The 16417-nt window shown below is 55.3% G+C and carries 21 protein-coding genes; 20 read left to right on the forward strand and 1 reads right to left on the reverse strand.

The genetic code is table 11. The annotated features are described in order from the left end of the window. The 15 genes from NI21_RS0107785 to NI21_RS0107850 all read left to right on the forward strand — a co-directional run bounded on the left by NI21_RS0107785 (window position 1) and on the right by NI21_RS0107850 (window position 11565). Window positions 1-1362, forward strand: coding sequence for a folylpolyglutamate synthase/dihydrofolate synthase family protein (locus NI21_RS0107785; protein WP_081958012.1), 1362 nt, complete (start codon window positions 1-3; stop codon window positions 1360-1362). Further along, window positions 1356-1499, forward strand: a complete 144-nt coding sequence (locus tag NI21_RS16880) for a hypothetical protein (protein WP_164488608.1) — start codon at window positions 1356-1358, stop codon at window positions 1497-1499. Before NI21_RS0107785 ends, NI21_RS16880 begins: the two co-directional genes overlap by 7 nt. 44 nt (window positions 1500-1543) lie before the next feature. Further along, a complete protein-coding gene (locus tag NI21_RS15860) occupies window positions 1544-2872 on the forward strand; it encodes a hypothetical protein (RefSeq protein WP_052084011.1) in 1329 nt (442 codons plus the stop codon). Between the two features lie 107 nt (window positions 2873-2979). Then, the gene (locus NI21_RS0107795) at window positions 2980-3291 is read left to right on the forward strand and encodes an anti-sigma factor antagonist (protein ID WP_033125678.1); all 312 of its coding nucleotides are present in this window, start codon (window positions 2980-2982) and stop codon (window positions 3289-3291) included. Between the two features lies 1 nt (window position 3292). After that, window positions 3293-3760 carry an anti-sigma F factor gene (gene spoIIAB / locus NI21_RS0107800; protein WP_033125679.1) on the forward strand — a complete coding sequence of 156 codons (468 nt, stop codon included), beginning with the start codon at window positions 3293-3295 and terminating at the stop codon, window positions 3758-3760. Beyond that, window positions 3739-4452, forward strand: a complete 714-nt coding sequence (sigF, locus tag NI21_RS0107805; RefSeq protein ID WP_033125680.1) for an RNA polymerase sporulation sigma factor SigF — start codon at window positions 3739-3741, stop codon at window positions 4450-4452. The genes spoIIAB and sigF overlap by 22 nt, the downstream gene beginning before the upstream one ends. A gap of 79 nt (window positions 4453-4531) precedes the next feature. Next, window positions 4532-4732 (forward strand): hypothetical protein, encoded by a 201-nt coding sequence (locus NI21_RS0107810; protein WP_033125681.1) that lies wholly within the window; start codon window positions 4532-4534, stop codon window positions 4730-4732. Next, window positions 4702-5388 carry a stage V sporulation protein AA gene (locus NI21_RS0107815; protein ID WP_033125682.1) on the forward strand — a complete coding sequence of 229 codons (687 nt, stop codon included), beginning with the start codon at window positions 4702-4704 and terminating at the stop codon, window positions 5386-5388. Before NI21_RS0107810 ends, NI21_RS0107815 begins: the two co-directional genes overlap by 31 nt. Beyond that, window positions 5348-5770 carry a stage V sporulation protein AB gene (locus NI21_RS0107820; protein ID WP_033125683.1) on the forward strand — a complete coding sequence of 141 codons (423 nt, stop codon included), beginning with the start codon at window positions 5348-5350 and terminating at the stop codon, window positions 5768-5770. Before NI21_RS0107815 ends, NI21_RS0107820 begins: the two co-directional genes overlap by 41 nt. Window positions 5771-5861: 91 nt before the next feature. Further along, entirely contained in the window at window positions 5862-6329 is a 468-nt protein-coding gene (locus NI21_RS0107825; protein WP_330635886.1) for a SpoVA/SpoVAEb family sporulation membrane protein, read from the forward strand. After that, window positions 6326-7360, forward strand: a complete 1035-nt coding sequence (locus NI21_RS0107830; RefSeq protein WP_207750573.1) for a stage V sporulation protein AD — start codon at window positions 6326-6328, stop codon at window positions 7358-7360. Before NI21_RS0107825 ends, NI21_RS0107830 begins: the two co-directional genes overlap by 4 nt. Window position 7361: 1 nt before the next feature. Further along, window positions 7362-7718: a stage V sporulation protein AE gene (spoVAE, locus tag NI21_RS0107835; RefSeq protein WP_033125685.1), complete on the forward strand. Its 357-nt coding sequence runs from the start codon at window positions 7362-7364 to the stop codon at window positions 7716-7718. A gap of 161 nt (window positions 7719-7879) precedes the next feature. Continuing rightward, a complete protein-coding gene (locus NI21_RS0107840; RefSeq protein WP_081958013.1) occupies window positions 7880-8599 on the forward strand; it encodes an ABC transporter ATP-binding protein in 720 nt (239 codons plus the stop codon). Continuing rightward, window positions 8583-10127: a COG1361 S-layer family protein gene (locus NI21_RS0107845; RefSeq protein ID WP_033125687.1), complete on the forward strand. Its 1545-nt coding sequence runs from the start codon at window positions 8583-8585 to the stop codon at window positions 10125-10127. The genes NI21_RS0107840 and NI21_RS0107845 overlap by 17 nt, the downstream gene beginning before the upstream one ends. Beyond that, the gene (locus tag NI21_RS0107850; protein ID WP_033125688.1) at window positions 10096-11565 is read left to right on the forward strand and encodes an ABC transporter permease; all 1470 of its coding nucleotides are present in this window, start codon (window positions 10096-10098) and stop codon (window positions 11563-11565) included. Before NI21_RS0107845 ends, NI21_RS0107850 begins: the two co-directional genes overlap by 32 nt. A 37-nt stretch (window positions 11566-11602) precedes the next feature. Here the strand turns inward: NI21_RS0107850 and NI21_RS0107855 are convergent, their stop codons facing one another. Continuing rightward, on the reverse strand, window positions 11603-11869 hold the full coding sequence (locus tag NI21_RS0107855; RefSeq protein ID WP_033125689.1) for a hypothetical protein: 267 nt from the start codon (window positions 11867-11869) through the stop codon (window positions 11603-11605). A 393-nt stretch (window positions 11870-12262) separates the two neighbouring features. Here NI21_RS0107855 and NI21_RS0107860 point away from each other — a divergent pair, with 393 nt between their 5' ends. The 5 genes from NI21_RS0107860 (at window position 12263) to NI21_RS0107880 (ending at window position 16388) form a co-directional block, all read left to right on the forward strand. Further along, window positions 12263-12778 (forward strand): cysteine hydrolase family protein, encoded by a 516-nt coding sequence (locus tag NI21_RS0107860; RefSeq protein ID WP_033125690.1) that lies wholly within the window; start codon window positions 12263-12265, stop codon window positions 12776-12778. A gap of 93 nt (window positions 12779-12871) precedes the next feature. Then, complete coding sequence (locus NI21_RS0107865; RefSeq protein ID WP_033125691.1) at window positions 12872-13396, forward strand: cob(I)yrinic acid a,c-diamide adenosyltransferase; 525 nt, start codon at window positions 12872-12874, stop codon at window positions 13394-13396. Window positions 13397-13559: 163 nt separating this feature from the next. Beyond that, on the forward strand, window positions 13560-14210 hold the full coding sequence (locus tag NI21_RS0107870) for a GTP pyrophosphokinase family protein (RefSeq protein WP_033125692.1): 651 nt from the start codon (window positions 13560-13562) through the stop codon (window positions 14208-14210). Window positions 14211-14297: 87 nt separating this feature from the next. Beyond that, window positions 14298-15185, forward strand: a complete 888-nt coding sequence (locus tag NI21_RS0107875) for a YitT family protein (protein WP_033125724.1) — start codon at window positions 14298-14300, stop codon at window positions 15183-15185. Between the two features lie 285 nt (window positions 15186-15470). After that, window positions 15471-16388 (forward strand): substrate-binding domain-containing protein, encoded by a 918-nt coding sequence (locus tag NI21_RS0107880; RefSeq protein WP_033125693.1) that lies wholly within the window; start codon window positions 15471-15473, stop codon window positions 16386-16388. Window positions 16389-16417: the final 29 nt, after the last annotated feature.

A 16417-nucleotide genomic window follows, 5' to 3' on the forward strand; every position in this document is an offset into this window, starting at 1 on the left:
ATGACCTATGAAGAGGCATCTGCGTATATAGAAGAAATACCGAAATTTACAGAGAAGCATTCCCTGGCCTACATCCGGGATTTCCTGGAAAGGCTGGGAAATCCCGGACTGGACAGAAAGATCATCCATGTGGCGGGGACCAACGGAAAGGGCTCTGTCTGCGCCTATATGCGGGCTGTGCTCCTGAAGATGGGGCGGTGGACAGGCTTTTTCACCTCCCCCCATCTGATTGCCTTAAATGAGCGGATCGTGATCGGCCGGGAACAGATTGATAACGGGAAATTCCTTGCCGTGTTTGAGCAGGTGAAAGCGACAGTGGATGGGATGGCGGCGGACGGCGTCTCCCATCCTTCTTATTTTGAGTTTCTTTTCGGGATGGCCATGGTGGCCTTTGAAAGGGCGGATGTGGAGTATATCATCCTGGAGACGGGCATGGGAGGCAGGCTGGACGCCACCAACGCGGTGGAGCGCCCGGCTGTCACTGTGATCACCTCCATCAGCCTGGATCACACAGCGTACCTGGGGGATACCGTGGAGCAGATCGCCGCGGAGAAGGCGGGAATTATCAAGGAGGGAGTGCCCGTCATCTTCGACGGGACGGATCCCAGGGCCGCCGCGGTCATAGAGGAGCGGGCACAGGCCCTGCACGCACCGTGTAGAAAGCTTGGGAAAAATGCGTTCGAAATCCGGGAAATTACAAGGAAACATATTGCATTTTCAAGGGCCAGTGCGTATGATAAAGATGAACTCTGGACGATACGGGGCTGCGGGACCTATCAGATGATGAACGTGTCCCTGGCTCTGACAGCGCTGGAGACAGTGCTTCCGGAGGAATATATCGATTATAAGAGATGGAAAGAGGCGGTGGCCTCCGTTGTCTGGAAGGGACGGATGGAGGAGGTACGGCCCGGGATCTTCCTGGACGGAGCCCACAATCCGGGGGCTGTGGAGGCTTTTGCGGACACCCTGGAGGCCCTGGGCGAGAGGGAGCCGGTGATCCTGTTTTCCGCCGTGTCGGACAAGGAGTATGAGAAGATGGCATCCATCCTGTGTGACAGGGTGAAGGCCAGTCTGTATATTGTTACAGAAATCAGCGACGGCAGAAGAGTTCCCGCCGGGGAGCTGAAAGAGGTGTTCACGCGCTACACGGACAGGCCGGTGCTTGTCTGCCCTGAGCCGGCAGCGGCTCTTGGAACGGCTGTCAGCCGCAGGGAGGGCCGCAGCCTGTACTGCATCGGTTCTCTGTATCTGATCGGAGAGCTGCGCAGGCTCATCACAGAGGGAACTGCCTGTATATCAGAGGAGGCAGCCCGCACATCAGAAGGGCCGTCTGCACATAGAGGAGGTACAGATTTATGCTGAACTATGAAGAAGAACTGAAAAAATTCCAGCCAAGCGTGGAAGTGGAAGATATAGAGGACGCAGTATATCAGGAGGATCTGACAGATATGAGCGATATCCTGCGGGAGATGATCGAGCAGACAAACAACAGTAAGTAGAACAGACAAAGGAAGTCAGAAATAAGAAAGAATACGGGGATTATATGGAGTATACACAGAAACTGGTGTACCAGTCCAATTACTGGTACAATGACGGACTTAAGAGGGCCAGGATCAGGGATATGTCCGGGGCGGTCACATCCCTGAAGAAGAGCCTTCAGTACAACAGGGAAAACATTGCGGCGAGAAACCTTCTGGGGCTTGTCTATTATGGACGGGGAGAAGTCGGGGAGGCGCTTGTGGAGTGGATCCTCAGCAAGAATTTCCAGTCCCATGAGAACATCGCCAATTACTATATAAAGAAGCTGCAGGAAAATCCGACAGAGCTTGAGAAAGTAAACCAGGCTATCCGAAAATTCAACCAGAGCCTCTCCTACTGCTACCAGGACGGTGAGGATCTGGCCATCATACAGCTGAAGAAGGTGGTGGCAGACCACCCCTCCTTTCTGAAGGCCTATCAGCTCTTATCCCTGCTCTATCTCCACACCCAGCAGTACGGGAAAGCCAGGCACACGCTGAAGGAGGCCCACAGGCTGGACACCACCAACGATATCACCCTGCGCTACATGCACGAGCTGAACGAGCTGCGCAGGAACCGGGCCGTGCGCCAGGCGGAGAAGGAGGGGAAAAAGGAAAAGCCCCAGACTGTCACATACAACATCGGCAACGAGACCATCATCCAGCCTGCCTCAACGGGAGCCAAGGAAAATGCGGGTATCATGACGATCGTGAACATTGTCATCGGACTGGTGGTGGGAGTGGCTGTCATGTGGTTTCTCATCATGCCCGCCGTGAACAGCTCCACGGCGAAGAGGACCAACCACCAGGTGAAGGAGTTCAGCGACCAGATCGCAGAGCAGGACGCCCAGATCAGCGCGCTGCAGACAGAGCTGGAGCAGTACCGGGCCAACAGCGAAGCCACCCAGACGGCCCAGCAGACGGCGGCCTCCACCCAGGAGAGCTATGAGATCGTCCTGAATATGTACGATCACTACCGGTCGGAGGACATGAGCGACGCCGCCATGGTCACAGAGCTTCTGAAGGTCAACCCGGACTCGCTGGGCACGGTCGGAAGGGAGCAGTTCGACTCCATGACAGAGGACATTTACGGCCGGTACTGTGAGACCCTCTACTACACGGCCCAGCAGAACTATGAGGTGGCCAACTACGCGGACGCCATCACAAACCTGAACACAGTCATGCAGATGAACGCAGGCTATGACGACGGTCAGGCCATGTGGCTTTTGGCCCAGGCATACTCTGCCTCCGGGGACACAGAGAATGCGAACACATGGACAGAGCGGGTACAGACCGAGTATCCCAATATTGATACATCCGGAGACGACAGCTCCGGGGATGAGTCCTCCCAGTAGAGGGCTTATGACAGAGAAAAAGCGGAATAAAAAGACACGAAAGAGAAGGATATACGAAAAGGTATATCCTTCTTTTTTGTAAAAAGAAAAGGATGGAGGAATGACAATTGAAGTATCAGGTACAGGAGAACTGTCTCACTATTTTTCTGCCGGAGGATGTGGATCACCACAACGCGGAGGAGATCAAGAGGGAGGCGGACAGGCTCATTGACAGGGAGCACATCCGCTATATCATTTTTGACTTTGCGGACACCGGCTTTATGGACAGCTCCGGCATAGGAGTCATCATGGGGCGCTATAAGAAGGTGTACATGATGGGCGGCGAGGTGTGGGCTGTCCACACCAATGAGAGGATGAAAAAGATCCTCACCATGTCCGGCGTTATGAAAATCATGCAGATCTATGAGGAGGATAAATAAGATGGAGCGTATAGGGGATATTACAAATGAGATGGAGCTTTCTTTTGACAGTCACTCGTCCAACGAGGCCTTTGCCAGAGTGACGGTGGCGGCCTTTATGACCCAGTTAAACCCTACGGTGGAGGAGGTGTCGGACGTGAAGACAGCGGTGTCGGAGGCGGTCACCAACGCCATCATACACGGCTATGAGAACACCCTCCACAAGGTACATATCCGGGCCTGGATCCAGGGGAAGAGCCTGTTCCTGGAGGTGTCCGACGAGGGTGTGGGAATACCGGATGTGAAAAAAGCCATGGAGCCCCTCTTTACCACCAAGCCGGAGATGGAGCGGTCCGGCATGGGCTTTTCCTTTATGGAGGCATTCATGGACGAGCTGGAAGTGGAGTCGGAGCCGGGCAGAGGGACCACGGTGAAAATGAGAAAGGAGATCGGAAGAGGAAGGGAGATATGGACCACACAATCGCTTTGATACAGAAGTCTCACGAAGGGGATGAAGAGGCGAAGGCACAGATTGTGGAGGAAAACACAGGACTTATATGGTGCATTGTAAAGCGTTTCCGTGGACGGGGAGCGGAGGTGGAGGATCTGTTCCAGATCGGAAGTATCGGCCTTCTGAAGGCCATCGACAAGTTCGACCTGTCCTACGATGTGAAATTTTCCACCTACGCGGTGCCCATGATCTCCGGGGAGATCAAGCGGTTTCTGAGGGATGACGGCATGATCAAGGTGAGCCGCTCCCTGAAGGAGACCGCCGGCAGGGCCAATGCGTGCAGGGAGAAGCTGCGGGAGAGGACCGGGAGGGAGCCGACAGTGGAGGAGGTGGCCCGGGAGGCCGGGGTGGAGACCGAAGAGCTGGTGCTGGCCATGGAGGCCGGGGCGGAGGTGGAGTCTCTCCACAAGACCATCTACCAGAAGGATGGGAGGGAGATCCAGCTTCTGGACAAGCTGGAGGAGAGGGAGGCAAGGGAGGAGAGGCTTCTGGACCACATGCTCCTCTCTCAGCTTCTTGAACAGCTTGAGCCTCAGGAGAGAAGGCTTATCTACCTGCGCTATTTTGCGGACAAGACCCAGACGGAGGTGGGGAAGCTGATGGGGATCTCCCAGGTCCAGGTCTCACGGATGGAGAAAAAAATACTGGAGAGGATGAGAGAAAAAATTTAAAAAAGGCATACCCTGACGTATATTTTCCTTTGGGCTTATCCATACTATTTCCAGAAACGGCAGTGAAGGAGGAGTGGATATGGAGAAAGCCAGGAAAAAGATAAGGGTATGCCTTCTCTGTGTAGTGGCTCTGGCCGTTATCCTGGGTGTGGTCTGGTATTTCCAGGAGATGAAGAAAAATACAAGTGTGACAGAAGGAACCCTGGTGGAGCGGCAGGAGGCCATGCCGGGGGCAGGTGGAGAGCAGCTATGGCGGACAGGACAGATACAGTCTATTTAAAGGCAGACGGCAATGTGGAAGTGGATAAGACGGCTGTGACTGTGGGGGATGTATTTCAGATAGAGTGCGCCGGCGCCCTCCAGAAGGCGAAGATAAAGACCATACGCCTGTTCCGGTTCCGGGATGGGGAGAGACCGGCCGGGAACAAGAAGATTATGAGAAAAGCCATCTCTGCCCTGAAGGCGATTGAGGCCATACATGGGGAATTCCCAAAGGCCGATGTGGTATGCCTTGGAAGTCCGGATGTGATCGTCACCTACAGGGAACCCGGGTCGGGAGGAAAGCTGCTGCACGCGGTAAAGACAGCCGGAGTGGCTGCGCTGACATTTGCGGGGGCGGCCTTCTCCATCATGGCCTTCAACAATGATGTGGATGTGACAAGGCTTTTCGGCCAGGTCTACGAGTTGATGACAGGGACGAAGGAGCAGGGCTTTACCATTTTGGAGCTGAGCTACAGCCTCGGGCTTGTGGCAGGCATACTGGTTTTCTTCAATCACTTTGGAAAAAAGCGCTTCTCCGAGGATCCCACGCCCATCGAGGTGCAGATGCGCACCTACGAGGGAGAGATACAGAACGCGCTCATCGAGACTTACTCCAGAAAGGGGAAGGAGCTGGATGTGGATACAGCAGATCGTCCTGGGAATTCTGGGACTTAGCGCCGGGATCACCGTGGCGGGGGGACTGTTTTCCTTTATCATAGAGCTTGGCATCCTGGCCGACTTTGCGGACAGGACCCACACGGGGGACAACATTCTCCTCTACGAGGACGCGGCGGCCCTGGGAGGGGCGCTGGGCAATCTGTTTTTCGTCTACCAGATCCCGCTGCCCGGGGGAGCCCCCCTGCTGGCGGTCTTCGGACTGCTGGCGGGGATTTTTACCGGGTGCTGGGCCATGGCCCTGGCGGAGGTGCTGAATGTATTCCCGGTTTTCATCCGCAGGATCAATCTGACAAAGTGCGTGTCATTGGCAATCCTGGGCATGGCCCTGGGAAAGGGAGTGGGAGCGTTGCTCTTCTTCTGGAACCAGTGGGGAGGATAGGCCTTTTTGTGCCGGGGAGTGGCAAAGGACAGCGGCGGGAGGCAGCGGCAGGGAGGCAGCAGCAGGAAAAGACAGGCAGGAGGAGATGGATATGGCAAACAGGACAGAAACGGAAGCGCAGGCGTACAGGGACTATGTGAAAAAGAAGACTCCCGTGCACTGCCTGCCTCTGAATATGGCAAAGGCTTTCTTCACAGGGGGTGTGATCTGCACCCTGGGGGAATTCATTTTAAATTACGGTGAAAGGCTGGGGCTGGACAAGGATGTGAGCGGAGGCTGGTGCTGCGTCCTCTTGATCTTTTTGAGCGTGCTCCTGACAGGCCTTAACCTGTACGGAAGGATCGCCAAGTGGGGCGGCGCGGGAGCCCTTGTTCCCATCACAGGATTTGCCAACTCCGTGGCGGCTCCCGCCATTGAGTACAAGAAGGAGGGGCAGGTCATGGGGATTGGCTGCAAGATCTTTACCATCGCCGGTCCTGTGATCCTTTACGGGATCTTTACCAGCTCTCTTCTGGGGCTGGCCTGGTGGATTGCGGAAGAAATGGGGGTGATCCAATGATCCAGCGGACAAAGGGAGCTCAGAGTCTCGCCTTTGCCGAGGCGCCCTGCATCATAAGCAGCGCTTCGGTGGTGGGGAAGAAGGAGAGCGAGGGGCCCCTGGGGGAGCTCTTTGACATGGCCGGGGAGGATGACCTCTTTGGGGAAAGGACATGGGAGGAGGCGGAGAGCCGCATCCAGAAGGAGGCCTGTGTGCTGGCTTTGGGGAAGGCCCATCTGACCCCGGACAGGGTGCGCTGCCTGTACGGCGGGGATCTTCTCCGCCAGGGGATCGCCACCTCCATGGGGGCGGAGGAGCTCCAGATCCCTCTGTTCGGCCTCTTTGGCGCCTGCTCTACCTCCGGGGAGGCGCTGGCGCTGGCGGCCATGAGTGCAGCGGCAGGGTACGGGGAGTACATGCTGGCAGTCACCTCCAGCCACTTCGGGACGGCGGAAAAGGAGTTCCGCTTTCCTTTGAGCTACGCCAGCCAGCGGCCTCTGTCGGCCCAGTGGACAGTGACAGGAAGCGCCGCCTTCCTGGTGGGAGGCAGGCCCGGCCCGGTTCGGATCGCCGGCGTGACGGTGGGGAAGATCGTGGATTTCGGTCTCAAGGACTCCCAGAATATGGGAGCCTGCATGGCCCCCGCGGCGGCGGACACCATTGCCTGCAATCTGGAGGATTTCGGGCGGGAGGCGCAGGAGTACGACCGGATCATCACCGGAGACCTGGGGTATGTGGGCCAGAGCATCCTTCTGGATCTGATGCGGGAGAAGGGCATCGACATCAGCGGACTCCATCTGGACTGCGGCAAGCTCATCTTTGACCAGCAGTCCCAGGATACCCATGCGGGAGGAAGCGGCTGCGGATGCGCGGCAGTGACCCTCTCTGCCTACATCCTGCCCAAAATCATATCCGGGGAGTGGAGGCGGGTCCTCTTTGTACCCACAGGGGCTCTCATGTCCACAGTCAGCTACAACGAGGGGGCCAGCGTCCCGGGAATCGCCCACGGTATTGTGCTGGAGCAGTGCCCGGACTGGAAGGAGGATGAATAGGATGGAGTATATCAACGCGTTCTGGGTGGGCGGCGCCATCTGCGCCCTTGTCCAGATCCTGCTGGACCGGACAAAGCTCATGCCGGGGAGGGTCATGGTCCTTCTCGTGTGCACCGGGGCGGTGCTGGGCTTTCTGGGCATCTATCAGCCCTTTGTGGAGTTCGCCGGAGGCGGCGCATCAGTCCCGCTGCTTGGATTTGGAAACACTCTCTGGAACGGAGTGAAGGAGGCGGTGGAAAAGGAGGGCTTTATCGGTATTTTCCTGGGTGGCTTCAAGGCCAGCGCCGCCGGAATTTCGGCTGCCCTCATTTTCGGGTATCTGGCCTCCCTCGTGTTTGAGCCCAAGATGAAAAAGTAATGGAAAATGCGGTTCGCTTATCTTCATAAAATCTTAAATAAATTGCAAGCAAAGCCTTAGGATTTATGTGATACCCTCACCTTGTCGTGCACTCATTCCTGACCGGGATATGGGAGGCGGACACAGAAGAATAAAACAGAAGGATAAAAGGAGGGTTGAACGTGCAGAGCGTGATCAGAGTCAGAAATCTGTATAAGCTGTACCACCTGGGAGAGGAGACGGTGAGGGCCCTGGATGGCGTGGATTTTGAGATCCAGAAGGGTGAGTTCTGCGCCATCGTAGGAACATCCGGATCCGGGAAATCCACACTCCTGAATATGCTGGCGGGGCTTGAGAAGCCTACCAAGGGGGAGGTGGTCATCAGCGGGTGCCACCTAGAGAGGATGAACGAAGAGCAGCTTGTCAGCTTCCGCAGGCGCCGCGTGGGCTTTATCTTTCAGGCCTACCAGCTCATCGCGTCCATGGACGCGGAGGAAAATGTGGCGCTCCCCTTAAGCTTCCGGGGGATGAAGAAAAGAGAGAGAACGTTGAGGGCCCGGCGGATGCTGGATAGGGTCATGCTGGGGAAGTACAGAAAGCACTTTCCCAATCAGATGTCGGGAGGCCAGCAGCAGAGGGTAGGCGTGGCCCGGGCTCTTGTGTCTGACCCGGAGATCATCTTCGCGGACGAGCCCACGGGCAATCTGGACTCCCGCACATCCAGGGAGATCATGTCCCTGATGCAGAAGGTGGTAAGGGAGCAGGGATGCACCCTGGTGATGGTGACCCACGACCCCCAGCTCGCGTCCTGGGCAGACAGGATCATCAAAGTCATTGACGGGAAGATCGTGAGTATTGAAGTAAAGAAAAAGGAGAGTACAGAAGATGAAGAAATGGTTTAAGAGGATCACAGCAGGAGCTGTGGCGGCAGTTGTGTTTGGAATGGCGCTGATGCCCCAGGGAGAGGCCAGGGCGGCATCCGCCAGGATACAGGTATCTGTTCCGGAGAACAAAGTCACTACATACAGGCAGGGAGAGACGAAGAGCTTTGTCCTGGAGCTGAAGAACAGCGGAACGGAGGAGCTGAAGAATGTAAAGGCAGTCCCGAGGCTGGAGGGAGAGGAAGGACAGTGGCCCTTTGCGACAGAATACCAGAGCTATGAGGCGGAGAAGGAAAGCATGGCGCCCGGGGAGACGTGGCAGGCGTCCTTCGGGTTTACGGCCAGACCGGACGCCGCCCCGGGACGGTACAGGGTGGTTTTTGACGTGTCCGCTGTGGGAGACGGACAGGAGGACATCGGCGGCAGCAGCTCCTTCTATGTAAATGTGGCCGCACAGGAGAGCGGAAAGACGCCGGACAGTTCTCAGCCTCAGGGAAGCGCCGGGGAGAGCTGGCAGGGATCCGGAGGGGATCAGGACGGATCCGGGGGATGGACGCCGGCGGCCGCAGTGGCGCAGGCTGATGACGGTTCCATGCCGGCCCTGGCGGGAGGCTTTGAGAACGGTCCTGTGACAGGCGGCGGACAGTCTGCGTCAGGCACAGTGCCCAGGGTGATCGTCACCGGATTTGACACAGACCCGGGAGAGGTGAAGGCGGGAACGGATTTCAAGCTGACGATCCACCTGAAGAACACGTCTAAATCCTCCAGGGTGAGCAACATTCTCTTTGAGCTTGCAGCCCCCACGGAGGGGAGGGACGAGCAGACAACAGCCCCCGCCTTTCTGCCGGCATCAGGCGCCAGCTCTCTCTATCTGGACCAGATTGGGGCAGGAGGCACCGCGGATATTTCCATACAGCTGAACGCCAAGGCGGACCTGGTGCAGAAGCCCTACAGCATCAATCTTGCCATGAAATATGAGGATCAGAACGCGTCTCAGATCGAGGCCCAGTCCAGCATCTCCATCCCGGTCAGGCAGGAGGCAAGGTTCGAGTTCAGTGATTTTGAGGTGACGCCGGCTGTCATCAGTCCCGGCGAAGAGTCCAACGTGTCCTGCAGCCTCTACAATCTGGGGAGAGTAAAGCTCTACAATGTAAAGGCTGTGTTTGAGGGAAAGGGCATCAAGAAGGAAGAGCTCTTTGTGGGCAGTGTGGAGCCGGGGGCGAGCGCTGCTATAGACGCCATGCTGGAGGGCGAGAAGGAGACCAAGGGACCGGAGAAGGTGAAGATGACCCTGACCTATGAGGATGAGACGGGAAAGGTCTCTAAGGCGGAGAAGGAGCTGCAGCTGGAGGTGGCGACGGCTGTGGAGACTGTAGATTGGAGCCAGACAGATATGGAAGCGGCCCGCCCGTTTCCCGTTCTGCCCGCGGCGGCAGCGGTGCTGGCGGTCGCGGCTGGGACAGCGGCAGCGCTGATGTGGAGAAGAAAGAAAAGGGCAGCGGAAGAGGAGGTGCAGTATGAGCTGGATGGACCTTCTGAGGATGAGTAGCAGCAGTCTGCTGAAGAGAAAGCTGCGAACCTTCCTGACTGTGCTGGGAGTCATCATCGGCACCACCTCCATTGTGGTCATGTTCTCTCTCGGGCTGGGGATGCAGAGAGCCATGTACAGGCAGATCGAGGAGACAGGGGGGCTAAACACCATCACCGTCACCGGAAGGGAGGCGGGAGAGAGAGCTCCTGCCAGCTCCGGCGGAAAGACAGGGCAGGAGCAGAAGCAGGTGACAGATCAGCTCGTAACCCAGCTGGCCGGAATGGAGCACGTGCAGAGCGTGCAGCCTGTCTACACTGTGTCGGCTGTCCTCCTGAAAGGCGGCTATGAGGCGATGGTCCAGCTCACCGGCATGACGCCGGAGGGACTGGAGGGCAGGAACATAAAGCTGGCCCCCGGCGGGCGTCTTCCGCAGACCGGGGCGGGAAAGCTGGAGCTTGTCTATGGGAACGGCGTCCTCACCTCATTTACGGACAGCAGGGGCGGCAGCTTCTACGATGGATCCGGGGGACAGCCGGATATCGATCTGGCCCGTGATACCCTGTTTCTTGTGCTGGACGAGAGCGGCTACAGCCGGAGCCGGGAAGGTGGTATGTCCCCGGCCGGCCTCCCCGGAGAGAACGGAGGAGGCGAGGGAGCCCAGGTATCGGTCCAGGGGAGCGGCTCCGGACAGAGCGGCGCCGACACTGGCGGAGGAGCGGGGAAGCCAGTGCGCAAGTACGCGGTGCAGGCCAGTGGCGTGGTAGAGGGCAGCCTGGAGGATTACGGCGAGCATTTCTCCAGTGTATACTGTGATCTGGACACGCTGAAGCAAATGCTGAAAAAGGAATTCGCGGGCCGCCCTCTGCCGGGGCAGCCGGTCACAAAGTCGGGAAAGCCCTACAGGGAATTCTGCTACACCCAGGCCCTTGTGCGGGTGGACGACATCCACCAGGCGGACAGCGTGGCGGCCGCCATCCGGCAGATGGGATACAACGCAGAGACGAACGCCGAGTTCATGAAGAGCATGAAAAGCCAGCTGGCCATCATCCAGGCGGTGCTGGGAGGTATTGGCGCAGTGTCTCTCCTGGTGGCGGCCATCGGTATTGCCAACACTATGATGATGTCGATTTACGAGAGGACAAAGGAGATCGGCGTCATCAAGGTGTTGGGCTGCAGCCTGAAAAATATCCGCCAGATGTTTCTCCTGGAGGCGGCCTTCATCGGACTGATGGGAGGCGCGGCGGGATGCGTGCTGAGCTTTGCCGTGTCCGCTGTCATCAATGCCCTGACGGCGGCAAAGAACGTCATGGGGGCGGACGGAGGGATTTCCTTCATTCCCCCCTGGCTGGTTCTAGCGGCAGTGGGATTTTCCATGCTGGTGGGGATGGGAGCAGGCTATGCCCCGGCCCTGCGGGCCATGAAGCTGAGCCCGCTGGCGGCCATACAGAACGGGTGAGATAAAAAAGACAAAAAGAAGACTGGTCCCTTGGGGATCAGTCTTCTTCTATTACCTGGATTTCCAGATAGTCAAACTCAATGGAGTCCACAAAATTGTCCTGATAAAACCTTGTCTTGCTGTGTCTCTTGAACTCGGCGATGGTGGAGTCCAGCCAGATCGGCTTGCTGAGGTCAAAGGCATAGCATATCTCATCCAGCGCGCGGAAAATTTTGTGAGTGCGGGTGTCCTCTCTGTCATCGCAGATCACCGTATCCTGCACCATCCGGCCCCCTTTAAACTCTTTTGCCCATAAACGAAACATGTGCTCCATCCTTTCTGAGGTATTTGTCTAACCATTATAGCACCGGGGAGGGACAAAAGGAAGAGGCAGCCGCTTCCGGCTGCCTCAGAAAAAAGGAAATAAGAGAAAAAAGTAAATCTATCTAAATATAACTTAATGTCTTTAGGCGAAGCTGGCGAAAATCCAAGAACCAATATCTATGTACTCCCGTCAACTTCATTTCTTTGATGGTTCTTAGTATATAGGGGAAATATGTCCAATCTGTGACGGTCATCTAAAGAAAAAATGAAGATATGATTATTAAGTTCTAAAATTTCTGAAGAAAATCTAAAACAGGAATATCCGGACAAGGCACTTGCAAATTTATCCGGGATAGTGTATCTATTAAAGAAAGAGGAAAGAGGTGTACAGAGCATGAAAAAGCTTTTGATCGTGGTAGATATGCAGAAGGACTTTGTGGACGGGAGCCTGGGGACAAAGGAGGCGCAGGCCATCGTTCCCCTGGTGAGGGACCGCATCCTTCAGGCTGTGGAGGCGGGCTGGGAGGTTCTCTTTACCCGGGATACCCACCCGGCGGACTATCTTCAGACCCAGGAGGGCAGGAAGCTCCCGGTGGAGCACTGCATCCGGGGCACGGAGGGCTGGGAGATCGTCGGCGAGCTGAGAGAATTTGCCGGGCGCGTGATAGACAAGCCCTCCTTCGGGAGCCTGGAGCTGATGGGGTATGTGGCAAAGGGAGGCTACGATGAGGTGGAGCTGACAGGGCTGTGCACGGACATCTGCGTGGTGTCCAACGCCCTTCTCATCAAGGCGGCTGCCCCGGAGCTGCCAGTGAAGGTGAGAAGCTCCTGCTGCGCGGGCGTCACCCCTGCCAGCCACGAGGCGGCCCTCCAGACCATGGCCATGTGCCAGGTGGAGATCCTGTCTTGACTTCCCGGGCGATAGATTTTAAAATAGCTTACAGAGTGCCTTGAGGAGGAAAACAGTAAGGGAATACAGAAGAACTGTCAAGGGGGTATAGAAATGAAAGGTACCGGACTGATACACATCTATTACGGAGACGGGAAAGGGAAGACCACGGCGGCCATGGGGCAGGCGATCCGGGCAGCGGGCAGCGGGCTGAAGGTCCTTGTCTTCCAGTTTATGAAAAATAATACTTCAAATGAGCGGAAGATCCTGGAGCAGATCCCCAATGTGACCTGCCTGCCGGGAAAACGGCATGTGAAGTTCTACAACCAGATGAACAGGGAGGAGAAGGCAGAGTACAGGCATTACAACACAAAGGCACTGGACGAGATCGCCAAATTCTGCATCAATTTTGACGTCCTTGTTCTGGATGAGGCGGTCTGCGCGGCGGACTTAGGGCTCCTGAGCGAGGAGAAGCTGATCCATTTCCTGCAGCACAAGCCCAGAGGGCTGGAGGTGGTCATGACAGGCCACCACGTGTCAGACGAGCTGATGCAGCTTGCCAATTACGCCACGGAGATGCGGAAGGTGAAGCATCCCTACGATGAGGGCAGGAGCGCCAGGGCGGGGATAGAGTTTTAAACTTTGTCCCTGCCCGGAGCGAATATAATTACTTTCTTAAATAAGTGTGAAGTCTATGACATTGTTTCCGGATTGTGATATACTATTATGTAAGCAGTCTGCCATAGGGATAAAAGAAATATACATACGGCCCGTGGCATAGTAAGGAGTACAGATAGCAGCTATGGAAACACCAATCAAGATTTACGAGGATGTAGACAGCTGGAAGACGATCATGTTCCTCTATTCTTCGGCGTTGAAGGAGGTAGGGACGAAGCTGGAGATCCTCAATGATGAATTCCAGCATGTCCATCAGTACAATCCCATCGAACACATCAAGACGAGGATCAAGACGGCAGAGAGCATTGTCAAGAAGCTGAAGAGGTACGGCTACGAGACATCCATTGAGAATATGGTAAAGTACGTCAATGACATCGCCGGGGTGCGGCTGATCTGCTCATTTACGTCAGATATCTACAAGCTGGCTGAGATGATCGGCAATCAGAGCGACCTGAAGGTGCTGTCCATCAAGGACTACATCAAAAATCCAAAGCCCAGCGGGTACAAGAGCTACCACATGCTGGTGTCCGTACCTATCTTCCTCTCAGACAGTGTGGTGGACACAAAGGTGGAGATCCAGATCCGGACCATCGCGATGGATTTCTGGGCCAGTCTTGAGCATAAGATCTATTATAAATTCGAGGGAAATGCGCCGGAATATATCAGCCGTGACCTCCGCGAATGTGCGGAGATGGTATCTACACTGGACGAGAAAATGCTCTCGCTCAACGAGGCGATACAGGCGTGTCTGGAAGAACAGCAGTCAGGGACTTAAGCAGGAGGCTTAAGTCCCTTTTGCTCTAAAGGAAGAAAAAGGAACTACAAAGACACAGGAATGAGAAAAAATACGGGGGTAGGAGAAATGAACGGTAAGTTGGATGCGAGAAAAAAAGAACTGATCACCCAGGGGGTCTACGCGGTGGGAGGCAGCTTTCTGTTTGCCTTTGGCGTCAATGTGCTGATCACTCCGCTGGGCCTGTACAACGGCGGTTTTATGGGTATTGCCCAGCTGCTTAGGACCTTCATCGTCCAGGGGCTGCACGTGCCGGTGCCGGCGGGTGTGGATCTTTCGGGCTTTATCTACTTTATTATGAACATACCGCTTTTTTACATGGGCTACCGGGTTCTGGGGCGGGGCTTTGCCGTAAAGACGCTGATCACGGTCGGCATACAGAGTGTGTTCCTCACCATTGTCCCCATACCTGCCGCCCCGCTTGTGGACGACTACCTGACGTCCTGCATCATCGGCGGCATCGTGGCTGGCACCGGGACAGGGCTTGTGCTTCGGGGCAGGAGCTCCGGCGGCGGGCAGGATATCATCGGCCTGTGCTGTACGAAGAAGTATCCCGGCTTCAGCGTGGGCAGGATCAATATCCTGATGAACATCTTTGTGTACGCCATCTGTCTTTTCATGTTCAACATAGAGATCGTCATCTACTCGCTGATCTACACTACGATCCTGTCTGTGGCCATTGACCATGTCCACATCCAGAACATCAATATGAGCGTCATGATCTTTACGAAGAAGACAGGCATTTCCCGGGCCATCATGGAGCAGCTGGGCCGGGGCGTCACCAACTGGGACGGGGAGGGGGCCTACACCAACAAGACCTCCTACATCCTGTTCGTCATGATCTCCAAGTATGAGATGGGGCAGATCAAGCAGATCGTGCACAGCATTGACCCCAATGCGTTTATGATATTTACAGAGGGATGTGCGGTGGATGGAAACTTCGAGAAGAGACTCTGATACGCTGGATCTGACAGTGGGCAGCGTGCGAAAAAGGGAATTCCTGTAAAATAGCTGAAAATGTGTAATATGCGGAAAAATTGGATATCCTTTCCATATGGGGACACCGGGTGTGCCCTGTGTGGGAAGGGTATTTTTTTGACAGTATAATTTCTACAAGGCTTTCAAAATTTTACGTAGATTTAACATTCAGCTGATTTCAGATTTAACATTGCTCTTATAAGATAGCTACTGTCAAGAAAATACATAGAAAATTTCGCAGGAAACAAAAGGAGATTAAAAACCATGAAAATGAAAAAGTTTATGGCAGTACTGGCAGTAGCAGGAATGATGACAGGCATGCTCGCAGGATGCGGCAGCAGCTCTTCTGACGACACATCCTCAGACAGCGGCAGCGCAGACGCGGCAAGCGAATGGGATGCCTCCAATGATATCACCATCGTATCCCGTGAGGATGGATCAGGTACAAGAGGAGCTTTTGTGGAGCTCTTTGGAATCGAGGAGGAAGTAGATGGCGAGAAGGTCGACATGACAACAGCAGACGCCCAGATCACAAACAACACCTCCGTTATGATGACAACCGTAGCTGAGAACGAATATGCCATCGGATATATCTCTCTTGGCTCTCTCGACGACAGCGTGAAGGCTCTTTCTATTGACGGGGCAGAGGCCACAGCAGAGAACATTGAGAACGGATCCTACAAGGTATCCAGACCTTTCAATGTAGCAGTAAAGCCTGACAGCACAAACGAGGTTGCCGCAGACTTCATGAGCTTCATCATGAGCACAGAGGGACAGCAGGTTGTATCTGACGAGGGCTACATCCCGGTGGCAGACGTTGAGGCATATGCAGGAACAGCGCCGGCAGGCGACTGTGTAGTAGGTGGTTCCTCTTCTGTATCTCCTCTGATGGAGAAGCTGGTAGAGGCTTACAAAGAAGTGAACCCCAACGCAAACATTGAGCTTCAGACATCTGACTCCACAACAGGTATGACATCCACTATCGAGGGAAGCTACGACATCGGTATGGCATCCAGAGAGCTGAAGGAGGATGAGGCTGCTGAGCTTACACCGACCGTGATCGCTACAGACGGTATTGCAGTCATCGTAAACAACAACAACCCGACAGACGAGATGACATCTGACCAGGTAAAACAGATCTACACAGGCGAAGTATTCTCCTGGGATGAGATCGCTGAGTAATCCTACTATAAGATAAGAGGAAAAAGTAA

The sequence above is a fragment of the Eubacterium sp. ER2 genome (assembly GCF_000765215.1).
GTDB lineage: Bacteria > Bacillota > Clostridia > Lachnospirales > Lachnospiraceae > Claveliimonas > Claveliimonas intestinigallinarum.

Bases quoted from the DNA above. Each gene is read 5' to 3' on its own strand.
- NI21_RS0107785 (WP_081958012.1), top strand. From the start codon at position 1: ATGACCTATGAAGAGGCATCTGCGTATATAGAAGAAATACCGAAATTT.
- NI21_RS16880 (WP_164488608.1), top strand. From the start codon at position 1,356: ATGCTGAACTATGAAGAAGAACTGAAAAAATTCCAGCCAAGCGTGGAA.
- NI21_RS15860 (WP_052084011.1), top strand. From the start codon at position 1,544: ATGGAGTATACACAGAAACTGGTGTACCAGTCCAATTACTGGTACAAT.
- spoIIAB (WP_033125679.1), top strand. From the start codon at position 3,293: ATGGAGCGTATAGGGGATATTACAAATGAGATGGAGCTTTCTTTTGAC.
- sigF (WP_033125680.1), top strand. From the start codon at position 3,739: ATGGACCACACAATCGCTTTGATACAGAAGTCTCACGAAGGGGATGAA.
- NI21_RS0107810 (WP_033125681.1), top strand. From the start codon at position 4,532: ATGGAGAAAGCCAGGAAAAAGATAAGGGTATGCCTTCTCTGTGTAGTG.
- NI21_RS0107815 (WP_033125682.1), top strand. From the start codon at position 4,702: ATGGCGGACAGGACAGATACAGTCTATTTAAAGGCAGACGGCAATGTG.
- NI21_RS0107820 (WP_033125683.1), top strand. From the start codon at position 5,348: ATGTGGATACAGCAGATCGTCCTGGGAATTCTGGGACTTAGCGCCGGG.
- NI21_RS0107825 (WP_330635886.1), top strand. From the start codon at position 5,862: ATGGCAAACAGGACAGAAACGGAAGCGCAGGCGTACAGGGACTATGTG.
- NI21_RS0107830 (WP_207750573.1), top strand. From the start codon at position 6,326: ATGATCCAGCGGACAAAGGGAGCTCAGAGTCTCGCCTTTGCCGAGGCG.
- spoVAE (WP_033125685.1), top strand. From the start codon at position 7,362: ATGGAGTATATCAACGCGTTCTGGGTGGGCGGCGCCATCTGCGCCCTT.
- NI21_RS0107845 (WP_033125687.1), top strand. From the start codon at position 8,583: ATGAAGAAATGGTTTAAGAGGATCACAGCAGGAGCTGTGGCGGCAGTT.
- NI21_RS0107850 (WP_033125688.1), top strand. From the start codon at position 10,096: ATGAGCTGGATGGACCTTCTGAGGATGAGTAGCAGCAGTCTGCTGAAG.
- NI21_RS0107855 (WP_033125689.1), bottom strand. From the start codon at position 11,869: ATGTTTCGTTTATGGGCAAAAGAGTTTAAAGGGGGCCGGATGGTGCAG.
- NI21_RS0107860 (WP_033125690.1), top strand. From the start codon at position 12,263: ATGAAAAAGCTTTTGATCGTGGTAGATATGCAGAAGGACTTTGTGGAC.
- NI21_RS0107865 (WP_033125691.1), top strand. From the start codon at position 12,872: ATGAAAGGTACCGGACTGATACACATCTATTACGGAGACGGGAAAGGG.
- NI21_RS0107870 (WP_033125692.1), top strand. From the start codon at position 13,560: ATGGAAACACCAATCAAGATTTACGAGGATGTAGACAGCTGGAAGACG.
- NI21_RS0107875 (WP_033125724.1), top strand. From the start codon at position 14,298: ATGAACGGTAAGTTGGATGCGAGAAAAAAAGAACTGATCACCCAGGGG.
- NI21_RS0107880 (WP_033125693.1), top strand. From the start codon at position 15,471: ATGAAAATGAAAAAGTTTATGGCAGTACTGGCAGTAGCAGGAATGATG.